Origin of the sequence: Shewanella sp. M16 (assembly GCF_018224605.1) — a bacterium.
GTDB classification, from domain to species: Bacteria; Pseudomonadota; Gammaproteobacteria; order Enterobacterales; family Shewanellaceae; genus Shewanella; species Shewanella oncorhynchi.
The window spans coordinates 86,861-104,633 of sequence record NZ_JAGTUL010000008.1 but is presented as its reverse complement, the minus strand read 5'-3'; the positions used below and the strand labels follow the sequence as shown (position 1 = coordinate 104,633).

Annotated in this window: 18 protein-coding genes; 6 read left to right on the top strand and 12 right to left on the bottom strand. The window is 45.5% G+C overall.

Features of this window, described 5'->3' with window-relative positions; all coding sequences use genetic code 11:
• Window positions 1-67: 67 nt before the first annotated feature.
• The 4 genes from KFE26_RS07550 to KFE26_RS07535 all read right to left on the bottom strand — a co-directional run bounded on the left by KFE26_RS07550 (window position 68) and on the right by KFE26_RS07535 (window position 4,597).
• On the bottom strand, window positions 68-1,567 hold the full coding sequence (locus KFE26_RS07550; protein ID WP_212600048.1) for a CoA-acylating methylmalonate-semialdehyde dehydrogenase: 1,500 nt from the start codon (window positions 1,565-1,567) through the stop codon (window positions 68-70).
• 116 nt (window positions 1,568-1,683) lie between these two features.
• A complete protein-coding gene (locus KFE26_RS07545; protein ID WP_212600047.1) occupies window positions 1,684-2,874 on the bottom strand; it encodes an acetyl-CoA C-acyltransferase in 1,191 nt (396 codons plus the stop codon).
• A gap of 291 nt (window positions 2,875-3,165) precedes the next feature.
• Complete coding sequence (gene metA / locus KFE26_RS07540) at window positions 3,166-4,107, bottom strand: homoserine O-succinyltransferase (protein WP_028760567.1); 942 nt, start codon at window positions 4,105-4,107, stop codon at window positions 3,166-3,168.
• A gap of 70 nt (window positions 4,108-4,177) precedes the next feature.
• Entirely contained in the window at window positions 4,178-4,597 is a 420-nt protein-coding gene (locus KFE26_RS07535) for a YbaY family lipoprotein (protein ID WP_173245790.1), read from the bottom strand.
• Between the two features lie 117 nt (window positions 4,598-4,714).
• Here KFE26_RS07535 and KFE26_RS07530 point away from each other — a divergent pair, with 117 nt between their 5' ends.
• Entirely contained in the window at window positions 4,715-5,458 is a 744-nt protein-coding gene (locus KFE26_RS07530) for an SDR family NAD(P)-dependent oxidoreductase (RefSeq protein ID WP_028760569.1), read from the top strand.
• Window positions 5,459-5,557: 99 nt separating this feature from the next.
• On the opposite strand, the gene ompW is transcribed toward KFE26_RS07530, so the two are convergent.
• The 8 genes from ompW to phhA form a co-directional block, all read right to left on the bottom strand.
• Complete coding sequence (gene ompW / locus KFE26_RS07525; protein WP_212600046.1) at window positions 5,558-6,205, bottom strand: outer membrane protein OmpW; 648 nt, start codon at window positions 6,203-6,205, stop codon at window positions 5,558-5,560.
• A gap of 476 nt (window positions 6,206-6,681) precedes the next feature.
• A complete protein-coding gene (locus tag KFE26_RS07520; RefSeq protein ID WP_249195615.1) occupies window positions 6,682-7,338 on the bottom strand; it encodes a nucleotidyltransferase family protein in 657 nt (218 codons plus the stop codon).
• Between the two features lie 88 nt (window positions 7,339-7,426).
• Window positions 7,427-7,717: a hypothetical protein gene (locus KFE26_RS07515; RefSeq protein WP_212600045.1), complete on the bottom strand. Its 291-nt coding sequence runs from the start codon at window positions 7,715-7,717 to the stop codon at window positions 7,427-7,429.
• Between the two features lie 86 nt (window positions 7,718-7,803).
• The gene (gene maiA, locus KFE26_RS07510) at window positions 7,804-8,454 is read right to left on the bottom strand and encodes a maleylacetoacetate isomerase (RefSeq protein WP_212600044.1); all 651 of its coding nucleotides are present in this window, start codon (window positions 8,452-8,454) and stop codon (window positions 7,804-7,806) included.
• Between the two features lie 87 nt (window positions 8,455-8,541).
• Entirely contained in the window at window positions 8,542-9,528 is a 987-nt protein-coding gene (locus KFE26_RS07505) for a fumarylacetoacetate hydrolase family protein (RefSeq protein WP_028760574.1), read from the bottom strand.
• Window positions 9,529-9,912: 384 nt separating this feature from the next.
• Window positions 9,913-11,451: a transcriptional regulator TyrR gene (gene tyrR / locus KFE26_RS07500; protein WP_113938940.1), complete on the bottom strand. Its 1,539-nt coding sequence runs from the start codon at window positions 11,449-11,451 to the stop codon at window positions 9,913-9,915.
• A gap of 268 nt (window positions 11,452-11,719) precedes the next feature.
• Complete coding sequence (locus tag KFE26_RS07495; RefSeq protein ID WP_106650051.1) at window positions 11,720-12,058, bottom strand: 4a-hydroxytetrahydrobiopterin dehydratase; 339 nt, start codon at window positions 12,056-12,058, stop codon at window positions 11,720-11,722.
• Window positions 12,059-12,189: 131 nt separating this feature from the next.
• The gene (phhA, locus tag KFE26_RS07490; RefSeq protein ID WP_212600043.1) at window positions 12,190-12,990 is read right to left on the bottom strand and encodes a phenylalanine 4-monooxygenase; all 801 of its coding nucleotides are present in this window, start codon (window positions 12,988-12,990) and stop codon (window positions 12,190-12,192) included.
• Between the two features lie 321 nt (window positions 12,991-13,311).
• Between phhA and galU the strand changes: the two genes are divergently transcribed.
• The 5 genes from galU (at window position 13,312) to KFE26_RS07465 (ending at window position 17,659) form a co-directional block, all read left to right on the top strand.
• Window positions 13,312-14,220 (top strand): UTP--glucose-1-phosphate uridylyltransferase GalU, encoded by a 909-nt coding sequence (gene galU / locus KFE26_RS07485; protein WP_028760578.1) that lies wholly within the window; start codon window positions 13,312-13,314, stop codon window positions 14,218-14,220.
• The gene (galE, locus tag KFE26_RS07480) at window positions 14,220-15,233 is read left to right on the top strand and encodes a UDP-glucose 4-epimerase GalE (protein ID WP_028760579.1); all 1,014 of its coding nucleotides are present in this window, start codon (window positions 14,220-14,222) and stop codon (window positions 15,231-15,233) included. The genes galU and galE overlap by 1 nt, the downstream gene beginning before the upstream one ends.
• Window positions 15,234-15,325: 92 nt before the next feature.
• A complete protein-coding gene (gene napF, locus KFE26_RS07475; protein ID WP_168823154.1) occupies window positions 15,326-15,808 on the top strand; it encodes a ferredoxin-type protein NapF in 483 nt (160 codons plus the stop codon).
• A gap of 112 nt (window positions 15,809-15,920) precedes the next feature.
• A complete protein-coding gene (locus tag KFE26_RS07470) occupies window positions 15,921-16,370 on the top strand; it encodes a polymer-forming cytoskeletal protein (RefSeq protein ID WP_173245805.1) in 450 nt (149 codons plus the stop codon).
• A gap of 314 nt (window positions 16,371-16,684) precedes the next feature.
• Window positions 16,685-17,659 carry a LysR family transcriptional regulator gene (locus tag KFE26_RS07465; protein ID WP_113938944.1) on the top strand — a complete coding sequence of 325 codons (975 nt, stop codon included), beginning with the start codon at window positions 16,685-16,687 and terminating at the stop codon, window positions 17,657-17,659.
• The last annotated feature ends 114 nt before the right edge of the window (window positions 17,660-17,773 follow it).

Genomic DNA, 17,773 nt, shown 5'->3' with positions numbered 1-17,773 from the left:
GGTCACTTTTTTATTGAATAAATTGGGCGCCGTAAAGACGCCGTGGTTTATCGATTAATCACCGAGCTTAGCGTAGGTTAATGCTCATATTTGGCGTTGAAGCTACGGCGATATCGGACTCGAACCAGCGGGAAGTGATGGTCTTGGTCTCGGTATAAAAACGCACCGCTTGCTTGCCATAAGCATGTTGATCGCCGTAGAAACTGCCCTTCCAACCGGTAAATGAGAAGAAAGGTAATGGCACAGGAATAGGCACGTTAATCCCCACTTGGCCGACTTCGATTTCGTGTTGATATTTACGGGCCGCCGCGCCGCTAGCGGTAAAGATAGACGTGCCGTTGCCATAAGGGCTGGCATTGACGAGTTCGATGGCGGCTTCTAAGGAGTCTGATTCCATGCAGCACAGTACTGGGCCGAAGATTTCTTCCTTGTAAATGCTCATCTCAGTAGTGACTTTATTGAACATGGTTGGGCCAATCCAGTTACCGGATTCATAACCTTCAACGGTAAAATCGCTGCCATCGAGTAAACACTCGGCACCTTCGGCTTTACCTTGGGCGATAAGTTTAAGCACCCGCGCCTTGGCCGCAGGGCTGATAACCGGACCATAACCCGCTTCTTTATCGTCCCATAAACCTGGGCGAACTTTGGCTAAGGCTTCTTTTAATTCTGGGATCCACTCTTTAGCGGCGCCAACAAACACGGCAACCGAAATCGCCATACAGCGCTGACCCGCCGCGCCCACAGAAGCGCCAACTAAATTGTTGATCACTTGCTGTTTGTTTGCATCTGGCATGATAACGCAGTGGTTTTTCGCACCCGCAAAGGCTTGCACGCGTTTTAAGTTATCTGTACCGGTTTTATAAATATATTGACCCACAGCCACAGAACCGACAAAGGAAATGGCTTTAATCGCAGGATCTGCCAGCAGGATATCTACGGCTGTTTTATCGCCATGCACTAATTGCAATACGCCCTTAGGTGCGCCCGCCTCAACAAACAGCTCAACCAGACGCTGCGGCGTCATAGGATCTTGTTCTGAAGGCTTTAAAATGAAAGTGTTACCGCAGGCAATCGCCAGTGGGAACATCCATAACGGGATCATCGCAGGGAAGTTAAATGGCGTAATACCCGCACACACACCGAGCGGTTGAGTGTAGCTGTAAGTGTCAATTGAACGCGCGACGTTCTCGACGGTTTCACCCATCAATAATGACGCCACATTACAAGCATGTTCAGCCACTTCGATACCGCGCCATACATCGCCCTTGGCATCTTCGAAGGTTTTACCGGTTTCCTTTGCAAGAATGGTCGCCAGTTCGTCGTGATGTTCTTTTAGCAGATGTTGATAACGCAACATGACGCGCGCACGTTCAGACACTGGCACTTCTTTCCAGGTTTTAAAGGCCGCTTTGGCGCTGGCAATCGCAGCGTGAACTTCTTCGCTAGTGGCAGCATTAATCACGGCAATCGGCGAGTTATTCGCGGGATTGGTGACAATAATCTGTGATGTGCCAGTACCTTGGATAAACTCGCCGTCAATGTAATGCTTTACTTGTGTGGTCATGTTGCAATCCTTTCCTTGTAGAGTGATGGGCTGGCGGTGCGATATTATGATTATCCTCAAGGGAAGTGATTGCCCTTGCCAGCCCCGTCTTGTTGATTTAACTAAAACCTTTGCAATTAGACCTCAATGGCCATCGCTGTTGCTTCACCACCGCCGATACACAGCGAGGCGACACCGCGTTTAAGGCCGCGGGCTTTTAAAGCATGGATTAAGGTCACTAGTAAACGTGAACCCGAGCAGCCAATAGGATGACCTAAGGCGCAGGCACCGCCATTGACGTTAACCTTAGCTATATCTAAACCGAGCTCAGACACGGCAAGCATAGTCACCATGGCGAAGGCTTCGTTGATTTCGAATAAATCAACTTCATCCGTTGACCAACCGACATTGGCCAGTAATTTCGCCATAGCGCCGACAGGTGCAGTGGTAAAGAGTGAAGGCTCTTGGGCGTGGGTAGTGTGGCCTTTAATGGTGGCTAATACAGTTAAGCCTAACCGCTCAGCTTCGCCACGCGAGGTCAGCATCAATGCCGCTGCGCCATCGGAAATAGAGCTAGAGTTAGCTGCTGTGATAGTGCCATCTTTGCTGAAAGCTGGGCGCAGCGTAGGAATTTTTTCTGGGCGGGCATTACCAGGTTGCTCGTCGATATCGATAGTCACATCACCACGACGATCGCTGACAGTAACTGGCGTAATTTCAGCTTTAAAGGCACCCGAGTTAATCGCGGCATTGGCTTTTTCGAGCGAACTGAGCGCAAAGGCGTCCATCTGCTCACGAGTGATCCCAAATTCATCGGCTGTTTTCTGGGCAAACGTTCCCATAGCGCCGCCAGTGTAAGCATCCTCAAGACCATCTAAAAACATGTGATCTAACACTTTGCCGTGGCCCATACGCATGCCGCTTCGGGCTTTATCTAATAGATACGGCGCTTGGCTCATGCTTTCCATACCGCCAGCGATCACCACTTTTGCACTGCCCGCTTTAATCAAATCGTGGGCTAACATGACCGTCTTCATGCCTGAGCCACAGACTTTATTCACAGTGGTCGCCCCCACAGAAAGTGGCAGCCCTGCACCCAAAGTTGCCTGACGCGCAGGCGCTTGACCTAAACCTGCGGGTAATACGCAGCCCATCAAGACTTCATCGACATGTTCACCCGCCAATTGAGTCTCCGCCAACAAGCCCTTAATGGCTGTCGCGGCTAGAGTCGGTGATGCAACAGATGACAAACTGCCTTGAAAACCACCCATAGGGGTCCGTTTAGCGGCAACAATAACAATATCTTGATTTAACGGTTCAGTACTCATGCAGGCTCCAACCCAAATTGACCACAAGGCCTAGTGCTAGCCTTGGGACGTTTAATAAAATCGACAATAAAACCACTCTGACGTTTACGCGAACGTAAAGCAAGTATTCCTTGGTCTAATGTGTCGATTTTATCGGGTGAAAATTGTCAGTAAGGATTTACAGCGAGGCAGGGATTAAGCACAGTCAAGCGTGGACAACAGAATCGAAGGGAGAGATAAATTAAGGGATTTTGGGTATCAGCTTAGGTCACATCCATGTGACCACATCACCATAAAAGGCTAAACAAAACCTTAGCGCGATTCCCACGGTGTCATCGCCGTCATATCACTTAAGTCATAAGGCGTTAACTGGTAAACGTAATAATTGAGCCAATTACTGACCAACAAACTACCGTGGCTGTGCCAGCGGGCAATAGCTTCGGCTTCTGGATTATTATTTCGATAATAGTTTTGTGGCACATTTGGCGTTAAGCCTTGGGCTAAATCCCTATGGTATTCATCGTTTAAGGTCGATTTTTGATATTCAGGGTGCCCCATTACAAACAAGTTACGGTTATTGCGACTTAATACCAAATAGGCCCCGGCTTCATCGGACTGCGCTAACACTTGCAACTGCGGGTGTTGCCTAATTTCTTCTACATCCATCTCGGCAAAACGCGAATGGGGTGCAAAGAACTCATCATCAAAACCACGTAGCAGTGGGAAATGCTGACAAGTGCGCCTATGTACAAATACGCCAGAACGCTTCTGTTGCAATATTTTTCGATTTAAACCATAGAGATGATACAAGCCCGCATGGGCTGCCCAGCATAAAAACAACACTGAGGTGACATGTTCTTGGGACCAGTCGATGATTTCACGGATATGATCCCAATAAACCACATCTTCGAAATCGATTTGCCCAAGCGGCGCGCCTGTGATGATAAGACCGTCGTAATTTTTATGGCGCACGGCTTCAAAGTCACGGTAAAAAGTATTCATGTGGTCGATGGAAGTATGCTTGGACTCTTTGTCGTGAATGCGCAGTAAATCCACATCAACTTGTAAAGGCGTGTTACCCAGTAAGCGCAATAACTGGGTTTCAGTCTCGATTTTGTTCGGCATCAAGTTCAAAATCAGCACCTTCATCGGCCTGATATCTTGATTCGCCGCCCGCGTCTCGGACATAACGAAAATATTTTCTGACTCTAACACCCCTGCTGCGGGCAGATGATCTGGAATTCTAACCGGCATACCGCGCCTCTTCTGTTCGTAAATACTAACGGATTCGGCGCGTATGTCAGCTCACTTCTGAGCGGGCTAACTAGCCACCGACTTTCTCTAGCAGTATCGTCATTGGCTCAGTGGAATTGAGATCAATGTGATAGGCTTGAGTATTAATAAATAATAACTTATCACCCAACATAATCCGGGCACCTATGGCATAAGTGTGACCAGGTTGGAACTGATCGCTACCAATCGCAAAACTGAATGGCGCGGGTGTCGCAGCACCTTGTTGCACGCGCTCCGCCATCACTATGGCTGGCACATCCATTTTTGAGACATCAAGCAGTTGCACTATGACCTTAGCATCGGCAGGTAAGGCTATCCGTTCGCGATATAAGGTCTCGCCTTTTATCTCAACGATAGCATTCGGTGTCGCACAACCCGATAACACCCCCATTACGGCCATTAATGCTAAGGCTGTTAATCTCAACGCGCTTAAACGCAACCATTTGTTCATTTTGTTTCTCCTAATCATACATAAAGACTTCTAGATGTCCATACGCCCAAGCTATAAATCTTGTCTTGGTGAACATAACTTTCTATCATAAGCCACCATTTCGTTGCCGAAAAATCTATGACCCAAGCAACTGCAATCATTGTGGGAGCTAGCTCACAATTAAGTCGTGAACTTGCAAAGCAATTGGCAGATCAACAGGTTGAATTAGTCTTATTCGCCCAAGATCCAGAATCACTGCGCGATTTTGCCTTATCCTTGCCAACAAAAGTACAAGTTTTTGCACTTCAAATTGAACAACCTCAAGCCATCATCAATCAACTTGAATCAGTCTGGCAAACTCTTGGCGGCGCGCACTTAGTCTTAGTCAATACTGGCCTCAATAGCTATGACCCCGAGTTGCCTTGGCTACCGGAGCAAGACATTATCGATGTCAATGTGCGAGGTTTTGCTGCCATCTGCAATACGGCATTTAGACTATTTCGCGAGCAAGGTTATGGACAACTGGCGGCAATCAACTCGATTGCGGGCCTGCGCGGCGGGCCGAGTGTGGCCTATCACGCCTCAAAAGCCTTTGGGCAGAATTACCTTGAGGGCTTAAGTATGCATGCTCAGCGCCTTAAGCTACCGATTACGATTACCGATATCCAACTTGGTTTGCTCGATAAAGCCGCTATGCAGCAAAGTGCGATGTGGCTTGCACCATTGCCACAAGTCGCAGCACAAATCATCAAGGCAATGAAACAAGGCAAACGCCGCGTCTATGTGACCAAACGCTGGCGCCTCGTCGCTTGGCTTACTGTGTTATTACCCGAATTTATCTATAACACTCGCCACTGGAAAGCAAAAAAGCCAAAGCGCTAAATCGGCTTAGCCTAAGTGGAACAGAACATGGCGCGATAAAAAGTGCAGAAATGAAAAAGGAGCCTAAGGCTCCTTTTTTACGCTTATCTAATCAGTGGATTAGAAAGTGTAACCCACGCTGACCATATAAACCCATGGATCAATATCGGTTTCGATGGTAACTGGGGTACCTTGGTATTTAAATTTAACGTCACTATCAATTTTGGCGTACCACACGGAAGCGTTCACTAACCAGTTTTTGTTAACTTGATAATCAACACCCGCTTGTGCAGCTAAGCCCCAAGAAGTGCTCATGCTTAAATCCGTTAACGCACCACCTAAATCATTAGTAAACTCATTGTCGAAGAAATTAGTATAGTTCACACCAACACCCACGTATGGGCGTAATTTAGACTGTGCATCACCAAAGTAGTACTGCGCCACTAAAGTGGGTGGTAAATGCTTAGTTTCAGCAATCTTACCTACGCCAGCCAAAGAAACATCGTGGCTAAAAGGTGTGGCAGCTAATAACTCAACCCCAAAGTTATCTGTCAGCATGTAGCCAAAGTTTAAACCCACTTGAGTGTTATTGCTGATTTGGAACTCGCCGTTACCCGCAACATCATCACTTGATTCATTTGGCGCAACAACCACAGCACCCGCACGAACGATAATGTCACCCGCTTGGTGAGCCGATACAGAGGCAGAAAAACCAGCGGCTAAAAGGGTGGCAGCGACCAGTGTAGAAACAGTGTTTTTATTCATCATCATACTCCATATGTACAACATAGGTTTTTGTTTTGTATTACATCCTTAACAATTGACGCCTACACTGCCAGAGATATGCGGCTGATTTATTGATCCAAATCAAAGTGAGTGAGCAATACTCACTTATAGGTACTACACATGGGAGCTGAATCACGAAATTCAAACATTTATTGATAATACCCCTTTGTTTTCTGTGAGCTAAGTGTTGTATTAGCCATCACTAATGACTACCGCAAGAGGTAGTGATCAATAACACCATAAACATTTTAGTAACAATAAAAAGCACTTAACTAAGAGGTTATTTGAACATTAATTTCAAATTATAGAGATGGGTTGAATAATGCTAAAAGCAGAAAATGGACAAATAAAAACGGCTTGAGGATGATACCTATCATGTTAGATAACTAGATTGCATGGAATGATAGTGTGAGGCGGTTAAGTCAGTTTTAGACTGAACGAATAAGAAAGTGAGAAGATTAGCTTGAGTAGCAACACGTAAGCAAAGGATAGCGAGTTAGCCAGCCCTTAGTCGCGACTCTGTGATGAAACACTGGTAATGATCGCTTTGGATTGGCGCTCAATTTGAGGGCAAACAGGGAGTTCAGCCCAAAGGGAACCACCAGCTCAATACCGTAATGCATGGAATGATGAGCAGTCTCTGCATCTACCTGAGTATCTGTCTCAACATGAGATTTTAAACACACCCCAACCGCAGTTTCTAACTCTGGCCAATGGGCCATAGCATCAATACAAGATGTGTAAGCCATGTCTTGATTGCGACTATGCATGCGCGCCTGATTCTTAACCGACCAAGGTAACTCAGGGGCAAGCTGATGAAGATAGGCTTCAATCGCCAGATCCCGCTCAGGGCTAATATCTAAAGGGCAAAAATAGATCAGATCGATATCATTCAGTGGACTCAACTCAAATTCGTGCAAGCGATCCCAGACTAAATTACGGACAAATCCCGCCGCCAGACACCACTGCGGCATTGAGTGTACTTTGGCACATTGAAGCGCGAGTTCAAGCGCCCTCACCCGCTCGCAGTCTTGAGCTATCCATTCAAGTAATTGATGCTCTAGCGCTGCTTCCCTCATTGCATCATTCATAACATTATTCGTAGCAACACTCATGACATTACCCCTAGCACCACTCATAACTTCATTCATAACAGTATCGCCCGCTTCAATATCAGATAAAAACACGGGAAAGACATTAGGCTTACTCCACTTCGCCATCGGTTTCTGAGCACTTTACGACCTCATGACAGAGTAGTGAAACAAGACTATAAATCGGTGCCATCACCGCAACACAAATCCAAAAACCATGTACATCTTTGTCTAGCAGATTAACGCTAACAATATAGATAGGCACGAACAGTAGCATCCATTTTATTATATTGAATTTGTACAGTATCGGCTTATCACAATGACAGCAGCGTCCTTCCTTAATCGGCACGTCCTTAGCGCCGAGTTTACCTTTGCAATACGGACATTTTTTACTGAAAAGCATTTAAACTCCATCGCTGAGATTAGACTCTCAAAGCAAGCCTCATCATCCATTCTTTCTATTCGTAAAAACCGTATCCGCACAATTCGTTACACCGCATCCGCTTGGCGCTCTGGCGCAGCATTGGCAAAGGCTTCAAGCTGATTACACTCGGCCCACACGCGCATGATATTGGGATAAGGCGTTAAATCCACATTAAAACGCTGGGCGTTATACACCTGCGGTACTAAACATAAGTCGGCTAATGTCACGGCATTCCCAAAGCAATAACGACCGCTATGCCGTGTTAACAAGGTTTCTAAGGCCGTAAAACCACTTGCAACCCAATGGTGATACCAAGTATTTTTGGCGGTGTCATCAGCACCTAAGGTTTGCGTTAAATATTGCAATACCCGCAAGTTGTTTAATGGATGGATCTCACAGGCGACCGTAAGTGCCATAGCGCGCACGTGGGCACGTTCAAGAGCCGATGCAGGCAATAATGGCGACTGTGGATGTATCTCATCAAGATATTCGATAATCGCTAAAGATTGCGACAAGGCATCCACATCCAGCTCATCATCCACCACTAAGGTTGGCACTAACTCTAAAGGATTAAGCGCAATGTAGGCCGCTTTATGTTGCTCGCCGCCATCACGTACGAGATGCACTGAAAACTGTTCGGCTGAAATCCCCTTGAGATTAAGGGCAATACGAACCCGATAGGCTGCACTGGAACGCCAATAACCGTAAAGTTTCATATTTTCATGTCCTTATAAAAGTCAGTATAAAAACGGGGCAATTAAGCCCCGTTAGTTTGAGTCGGTGTCGCCCTTTAAGGGAAAGCCTTAGGCTTTGTATTCAACCACTTTTTGATCGATAGAACCAAAAATGGTTACATCATTATCATCGAGCATTTCGATACGCACTGTGTCACCAAAACGCATAAATGGCGTAGTGGCTTTGCCTTCGGCAATCACTTCTAACATACGTTTTTCCGCTAAACAGCTCGAACCTGCGCTACGGTCATAGTTAGAAATAGTACCAGAGCCTATAATCGCGCCTGCGCCCAATGGACGGGTTTTTGCAACATGCGAAACTAACTGACTGAAATTAAAGGTCATATCAACGCCTGCATTCGGACGACCAAATAATTCACCATTTAAATAGGTGATCAGCGGTAAATGCACTTTCGAATCCTCCCAACGGACACCCAATTCATCCGGTGTCACAGCCACAGGCGAAAAACTGCTCGATGGTTTAGATTGGAAAAAACCAAAGCCTTTCGCCAACTCGCCAGGGATCAAGTTACGCAATGACACATCGTTAACTAGCATCAACAATTTAATGTGCTTAGCTGCATTGTCAGTGCTCACGCCCATAGGCACATCATCGGTAATAACCGCAATTTCAGATTCGAAATCGATACCCCAGTCTTCACTCGCCAATGGGATATCCGCTTTAGGGGCAATAAAGCTGTCTGAGCCACCTTGATAAAACAACGGATCTGTCCAAAAGGTTTCTGGCATTTCTGCGCCACGGGCTTTACGGACTAACTCAACGTGATTCACATAAGCGCTACCATCGGCCCATTGGTAAGCACGCGGTAATGGCGACAAACACTTAGCTTCGTCGAACGCTTGCGCGTTATCTAACATGCCTTCATTTAACGCATCGTACAATTCTTGCAATTGCGGTCTCAGTAAATCCCAACCATCGAGTAATTGCTGCATAGTGTGGGCAATGGCAGGAACGGCAACCGTTTTAGTGAGATCACGGCTGACTAACATCAACTGACCATCACGACGACCATTGTTATAACTTGCAAGTTTCATATTGGCTCCAGTGCTCTTCGGCTAGGTGTACAATTTTATTGTGCTGGAAAACGCGCGACGTCACCCAGCTTATATTCGGCGATTTAAATCGGACTTTTTGACTCATTAAGGGCATACACGTTACGCAGTCCGCGCCAACGAGGCATGCTCTGTTACTTGCTTTAACGTATTTGTTGCGCGTAGAAATACCCGATGCAGCTCAAGATTCCTATAGCGTGACCAAAATCACATTTAGGTCAATTATTTCACATTTTGTAAACTAATCATTACGTTTATAACCTAGTTACCGCTTATCAATATCTCGGTAAGCAATATGCCTGAAAAGTCGGCAACTAAGTGGAACGATACTGTTACATTGACTGTGTCAACCCAACGAGACTCTAACTAACGGCGCTTGGCTATCTTGTATTCACGCAGTTTATTAGCAATAGCTGTGTGTGATACACCTAGCTTTTTCGCCAACTGGCGAGTGCTCGGGTAGGCCGGATATAATCGACGCAACAGACTCGCTTCAAACTGCTTCATTGCATCGTCGAGATTGCCTTCAAACTCATTATCAAAGTAACCAAAACCTTCGGCATATGATGGCAATTTCAGCTGTTCTACCGTCAACTCGGCCGAGCCATCCCACATAGACACGGCTCTAAATACCGCGTTCTTTAATTGGCGTACGTTACCTGGCCAAGCGTAGGTGAGCAAATGATCGCGGCACTGGGCCGAAATCCGTCGCACTGGGCTAGACAACTGTTGACTGTAATGTTCGAGGAACATTTCCGTCAGTGGAATGATATCGACTTTACGCTCGCGTAAAGACGGGATGTGATAACTCAACACATGGATGCGATAGTACAAATCTTCCCTAAACTCGCCGGTTTGGCATAGTTCAGCTAAATTTTTCTGGGTCGAGCAAATAATTCGCACATCAGCACGCACTTCTTCATCGCCCCCTATGCGTCTAAAAGTGCCATCTTGCAATAGCCGTAGCAGCTTAACTTGAGCCGCCCTAGACATTTCAGCCACTTCATCGAGAAATACAGTGCCCCCCTTAGCTTCTTCAAAAAAACCTCGTTTGACGACTTTGCCCTGACTGACGTAACCGAATAATTCTTCTTCGGCAGCGCTGTCGGGTAGAGCGGCGCAGTTGATGGCGATAAAAGGTTTTTCACGGCGCATCCCCGCATCATGGCTAGCTCTGGCCATTAATTCTTTGCCAGTACCCGTTTCACCCGTGATCAACAAAGGTGCATCGAGCTGGGCCATACGCCGCGCTTGCTTAAGCACTTCCTTCATCTTGTCACTGCTGGCTAATACATTTTCAAAGCCAGTGGTTTGGTTCTGCAGCGCGTTAAACTGTTTTCCAACGCGCGCAGGGGATTTCAGCGACACCACAGCACCAACCAAGATGGTTTTTTCATCCTCATCGGGTAGGTAAATCGGCAGCATTTCCGCTAAATATTCGTTTGGACCGATTTGAACTCGCGCCGCTTGTGGCAATACTTGTGCTTCACTCAACCAACGGCTGAAGTTAAAACCTTGCACCCAATGATTAAGCGACTCTTCGAGCACTTCGTGCTCACCCATGCCGATATTGAGCAAGGCGGACTCATTAACGATACGGATACGTGCCTTGGCATCGATAGAAAAAACGGAGTCGGGTAAGGTTTTGAGCAGGGTTTTAAGGGCGTAATGTTCTTGCTCTGAAGGCATAAATGACACCGTACGCACATCGTGCACGCTTTCCACTTTGCGGATCTGCGGCATCAAGGCACTCAAAGTTTCAAAACTAATTTCGGCAAATTGTAAGTACAGGAATCCTTGGTTACTGGCATCAATGGCAATTAAATTAATGCCATAACGCTCTAACACGACTAAGATATCTTTGGCTAAACCAACACGATCCTGACAGCTGACTTCCAAGCGCATAATGACTGATATTCCCTTTTTTGATTTGAATTTTGGGGATAAACCGTGCAGAGCTATTTTTCGCCTTAGGCTTTACAACAAAAATAACGCTTGCTAGGCAAATCGTTACCTTTGACGAAAACGTCAGCGATGAGGGGAAATAGCAGAGCCCGTATACGTTAGAAGGTTAAACTGAAAGTGGCAAGCCTAGTTTACAGTTGAATTGTAACAGGAAGAAAAAATCAGCATCATAAAACACGTTAAGATGCTGATTAAATTGATTAAATAATTAACCTAGTAACTGGTCTGTCTTGGCGGCCATGATGAAGTCATTCTTATGTAGCCCCTTAATGGAGTGTGACCACCAAGTGACAGTCACTTTACCCCATTCAGTGAAAATGCCGGGATGATGGAATTCTTCTTCCGCTAAATCCGCCAGCTTATTCGTGAATGCCATCGCCAGTTTAAAGTTTTTAAACTTGTAGACGCGCTCAAGCTGCATTACGCCGTCACGCACTTGCACGCCCCAGTCAGGGATCATACGAATAAGTTCTGCCAATTCTTCATCGGTCACTTTTGGTGCATCGGCTTGGCACGCTTCACATTTCATATTCGATAACGCAGTCATACATACTCCTGTTGGCAACATTGATAGAGATATTCAGTTGCACTTTACTCATTACTTATTAATTACTTAAATCACATGACTAAATTAGATGGCGACTCAAATAACACATCAAACCATCCATCGAATCGAGACTAGCTCGCCTTGGCTTTGGGAGGATATTTAGGAGCAAATAAACCTAACTGACGTGCCTTAGTGACATAACTCATGATGTCCATTTTGGCAATTTCATCAAGCATATCAATGTGCTCAATCACATAATAAATCGGCTGCATAATGTCGATGCGATATGGGGTTCGCAGCACATTCAATAAATCAAAAGGCTGACGTTCTGGCACGTCACTTTCCATTGCATATAAAGTTTCACCAGGTGAGCTTAAAATACCGCCACCATAGATACACAAGGGGCCATCTTTAGGCTGTAGCAAGCCAAACTCAACCGTAAACCAGTATAAACGCGCTAAAAACACCCTTTCTTCTTTGCTGGCATTTAAACCTAATTGGCCATACATATGTGAAAAATTGGCAAATGAAGGGTTGGTGAGCAAAGGGCAGTGACCAAAAATTTCATGAAAAATATCAGGCTCTTGAAGGTAATCAAACTCTTCCTTACGGCGAATGAATGTCGCCACAGGAAACTCTTTATTGGCCAGTAGTTCAAAGAAACGGCCGAAGGAAATAAGCGCAGGTACGGCTGCCGTTTTCCAGCCGGTGGTAGCTTGCAATACAGTATCAATTTCAGTAAGTTGCGGAATACGATTCTTTGGCAAAGCCAAGGCATCTAGCCCTTGCAAATACTCCTTACAGGCACGGCCAGGCAGGTTTATCGCTTGACGGGCATAAAGCTGGCTCCAAATCTCATGTTCTTCTTGCGGGTAGTTGATAAACCCTGTGTCATCAGCTCTGTGAGCGATGTACTCTGTTCCTTTCGTCATAGTCTTCACTTAGTGGCTAGCGCTCATGGAACCATAGTGATCTAAGCCTTTAAATTTGTTAACTCCCTCACACTTTATTCTTGCACCACTACTGTGACGTAAACGTAAAGCAAATATTACAAGGGTATTAAAAACGCCATGCAAGTGCACATCACCGATGCTGGATTAGATGCTCTGTGCTACCTTTGCTAAAACTTACGTCGACTTCGCTGTAAAAATACTTAAATATCCTAAGTTTTCAGCGTTTCTAAATAGCTTTTCTGTGCAGGTCATTTACAATATTGGCCATTAACCGCATCTCCTTGACCTAAAAGGTTCGCAATGAAACAACATCAAATTCGTAAAGCCGTTATTCCTGTCGCAGGCCTAGGCACTCGTATGCTTCCAGCGACCAAAGCAATTCCAAAGGAAATGTTACCTGTTGTCGATAAGCCATTGATTCAATACGTAGTCAGTGAAGCTATCGCGGCTGGGATCAAAGAAATTGTACTCGTGACCCACGCCAGTAAAAACTCTATCGAAAACCATTTCGATACCAGTTTCGAATTAGAGGCCCAATTAGAACGCCGCGTTAAACGTCAATTACTTGAAGCCGTACAATCAATTTGTCCTAAAGATGTAACAGTGATCAGCGTGCGCCAATCTCAAGCTAAAGGCTTAGGTCATGCGATTTTGTGTGCTAAATCTGTCGTCGGCGATGCACCATTTGCCGTATTGCTACCGGATGTGATCATAGATGAAGCCAGCTGTGACCTTCGTAGCGATAACTTAGCCGCTATGGTTGCCCTGTTTGATGAAACCCAAGTCGGTCAAATCATGGTGGAAGGCGTGCCACATAACGTCGTCAACCAATACGGTATTGCCGATGTGAATGGTCATGATTTACAACCGGGTGAATCTGAGCCATTAGTCGAACTGGTTGAGAAGCCAGCCGTGGATGAAGCGCCATCTAACTTAGCCGTTGTAGGCCGTTATGTGTTACCAGCCAGCATTTGGCCGCTACTGGCTAAAACCCCTGCGGGCGCAGGCGATGAAATTCAATTAACGGATGCGATTGCGATGTTAATGAAGCAAGAAACCGTAAATGCTTACTACATGGAAGGTAAGAGCCATGACTGTGGTAACAAGCAAGGTTATATGCGTGCTAACGTTGAATATGCCCTGCGCCACAGCGAAATCGGTGAAGATTTTGCGCACTATTTAAAAACCGTTGTAAAAGGAATTAAGTAATGACGATTTTAGTGACCGGTGGTGCTGGCTATATTGGCACCCACACAGTAGTAGAACTGCTCAATGCTGGTAATGATGTGATTGTATTGGACAACTTGTCTAATTCAAGCATAGAAGCCTTAAACCGAGTCGAGCGAATCACTGGTAAATCGGTTACTTTCTATCAAGGCGATATTCTCAATAAAGCGTTATTGCAGAAAGTGTTTAACGATCATGCTATTGATTCAGTTATCCACTTTGCAGGATTAAAAGCGGTGGGAGAATCCGTCGCAAAACCCCTGAAGTATTATGAGAATAACGTTACAGGTACGCTTATCCTTTGCCAAGTCATGGCAGAGTTTAAGGTAAAAAATCTCGTATTCAGCTCATCGGCAACTGTGTATGGCGATCCCGCAAGTTTACCGATCACCGAAGACTTTCCCACAGGGGCAACAAACCCTTATGGTCAGTCTAAGTTGATGGTTGAACATATACTGGCAGATGTACACAATGCCGATCCGAGCTGGAATATCGCCCGTCTGCGCTATTTTAATCCGGTTGGCGCCCATGCCAGTGGCTTAATCGGCGAAGATCCTAACGATATCCCTAACAACTTAATGCCCTTTATTGCGCAGGTTGCCGTGGGTAAACGCACCGCCTTAAGCGTGTTTGGTAATGATTATCCGACTCACGACGGTACTGGCGTGCGTGACTATATCCATGTCGTGGATTTAGCCAATGGCCATTTAAAAGCGCTCGCAAAATTGGCCACTAAGCCTGGTCTAGTAACCTATAACTTAGGCACAGGCCAAGGATATAGTGTATTAGACATGGTTAAGGCCTTTGAAAAAGCCTGTGGTAACACTATTGCCTACCAAATTGCGCCACGTCGCCCAGGGGATATTGCCGCCTGCTACGCCGATCCAACCCACGCAAGGGAAGATCTTGGCTGGCAAGCGACTCATACCCTAGAAGATATGGCCAACAGTAGCTGGCATTGGCAATCAACCAATCCGAATGGTTATAACGGCTAATAACTTGAATGGCTTGTGGAAATCTCCCAAGCCATTTTTCTTTATCCCTCTAAATACCATCGCTTTACATCATTAACCACCCGAGGAGCAACATGACTCAAAGTATTAATCACAGCCGTCGCAGCCTCTTTCGCCGGCGTAAAGATAATGCGATAAGGCCGCCTTGGGTACGTGATGATATCGAGTTTACCGATGTGTGTACTCGTTGTTCCGCCTGTCTTGAGGTTTGTGAAACTCACATTATCATCAAAGGTGATGGCGGATTTCCTGAAGTCTCCTTTAAGGACAATGAGTGCACATTTTGTACCCTGTGTGCTAAGGCTTGCCCTGAAAATATTTTCGATTTGACTCAAGCACCTTGGCAATACCAAGCCCATATTCAAGAAAGCTGCTTAACCTTTCAAGGGATCTGGTGCCAAAGTTGTAAGGATGCCTGCGAACCAAGAGCCATCAGTTTTGTGCTCAGTATTGGTCAGGCTCCGAGCCCCAAAATAGATCTTGATCTTTGTACTGGATGCGGTGCCTGCGTAGCTCCTTGCCCTAGCAAAGCCATTGAGATAAAACGACCAACTTGATAGAAACACTGTAATTGCATTAACACATGCAGAGCTGTGCTTCTCATGGATTTTAAGCTAGTATCGCGCCTCTGTTGAACTCAGTTAATCCCTTCTCGAATTAAGTTAATTTATGATGATGTTTGTAAAAAAACTGTTTTTCCCGCCTAAAAAAAGTACCTCTTTTAGCTTTATTGCTCGAGGCACTAAACTCACGGGAAATATCGAATTAACAGGCGACGTGCTTGTTGGCGGTGATATCCAAGGTCAGCTGCTTTCTGAGGCCAATATCACCATAGAACAAGGCGGTATAATTCAAGGTGAAGTAAAGTGCCATGAATTTATCGTCGATGGGCACTTCAAAGGCAGACTTATTTGTGAGCGTTTAGTGATCCAACGTAATGGTGTTGTCGACGGCGAAGTGGCAAGTACCTCAATGCAAATCCTTGAGGGTGGCCAATTTATCGGGATGCGGATTAAAGAAGATGCACCAACCATTTACTCCCATGCAATAGGCCATACCCCAACAGCAGATTCACTCAACTTACCGTCCGTGCAAAACGACGTCATAGAATCTCGCTAATCCTAAATGCATCACTATCGTTTGCTCGCCGCCTTAGGCGAGCAGACTTTGACTCACTCTTTTAGCTCAATCATTCCTTTCCGCTCGACGTTAAACATAGCGCCTACTCATCTAACTCCCCCCCCTCTCTTTACAATGGTTAAATAATTGTTATTTTGCCGAGAGGGATCACAGTTAATCCGCATGCTGAATGTTAATATTGGCAGTTAGTATCCATGATATTTGATCGCGGTGGTTCGGGTAATCGCAAGGACACAGAACTCCCCTAATAGCGCCGCAAAAACATTTAAGACTCATACAGGGCAAAATACAAAATGAGCAACTTATTACTAAAACAGATCTGTGAACTCGATGTTTTTACCTTGCTTGTATTTAAAAGTATTTTCGACACTGGGCACGCAAATAGCGCGGCCAAAGCGCTAGATGTTTCTGCACCCAAAATAAGCCGCTGCCTCAATGCATTACGCCTAACCTTTAACGATGAACTATTTTATCGTCGTCAACAGGGGCTTAAACCGACGCCTTTAGCAGAAAGTCTCTACGTTGCTATTTGCCAGTTTACTGAATCGGTTTATCACCTCGAACAATCTGCAATCCAGATACAAAATGCGGCCATCAATACCGACTTACCGCTGCATATCGCTGCTTGTAATGGCCTGCTAAGCTTTTTAGCGCCTCAGTTAAGCACTCCTGAACTTGCCCAAAAGCTAGGACAAATACGCTTACATAAATGGCAGGAAAATAGCGCTGAGTTGATCCACGCAGGTGCGCTTGATTTTGGGATTACGTTTGAAAGTGCTGAAAATAAAGAATTAAGTTACACCAAACTTGGCTCAATCAATGGCATTTATATCGTTGCAGCCAAGCAACACCCACTTTGGGACGTTGAGACGAATATTACCTTAGAGCAAATTTGTCGCCATCCGTTTCTGTTTCAAGAACTCAAGGGCTTTAACAGTAAAATCGATCCCTTAGAATTATTTTGCCAGCGCCAAGGTATCTTATTGCCTACCGTAGAGAAAGTGATAGACAGGGAGGAATGGTATGCCCATCTATTAACCATGAAGAGTGTGGCTTTTTGTTCTAGCATTGATATGCACACAGTTAAACATATGCCCGGATTACATCTCGAGCGCCTTAGCGACACAGAGCTTAATAGACTCCACGAAACTATGATGGCGCCACATTATTATCTGATTGAGAAACCTGCAGTTCATCGGCGTTACAGCCAAAGCCAGTGTGATCTCGTCGTGCGCTCCTTACTTGCCGCACTCGAACCAGCACACTAATACAAAAATAGATTACACACTAAGTTCATCAACCTAGCTTACGTCATGGATGTTAAGTGGGTTTACTGGGCTATGGCTTCTATTTATCCAAGGCACAATTAAATCACTTTAAAA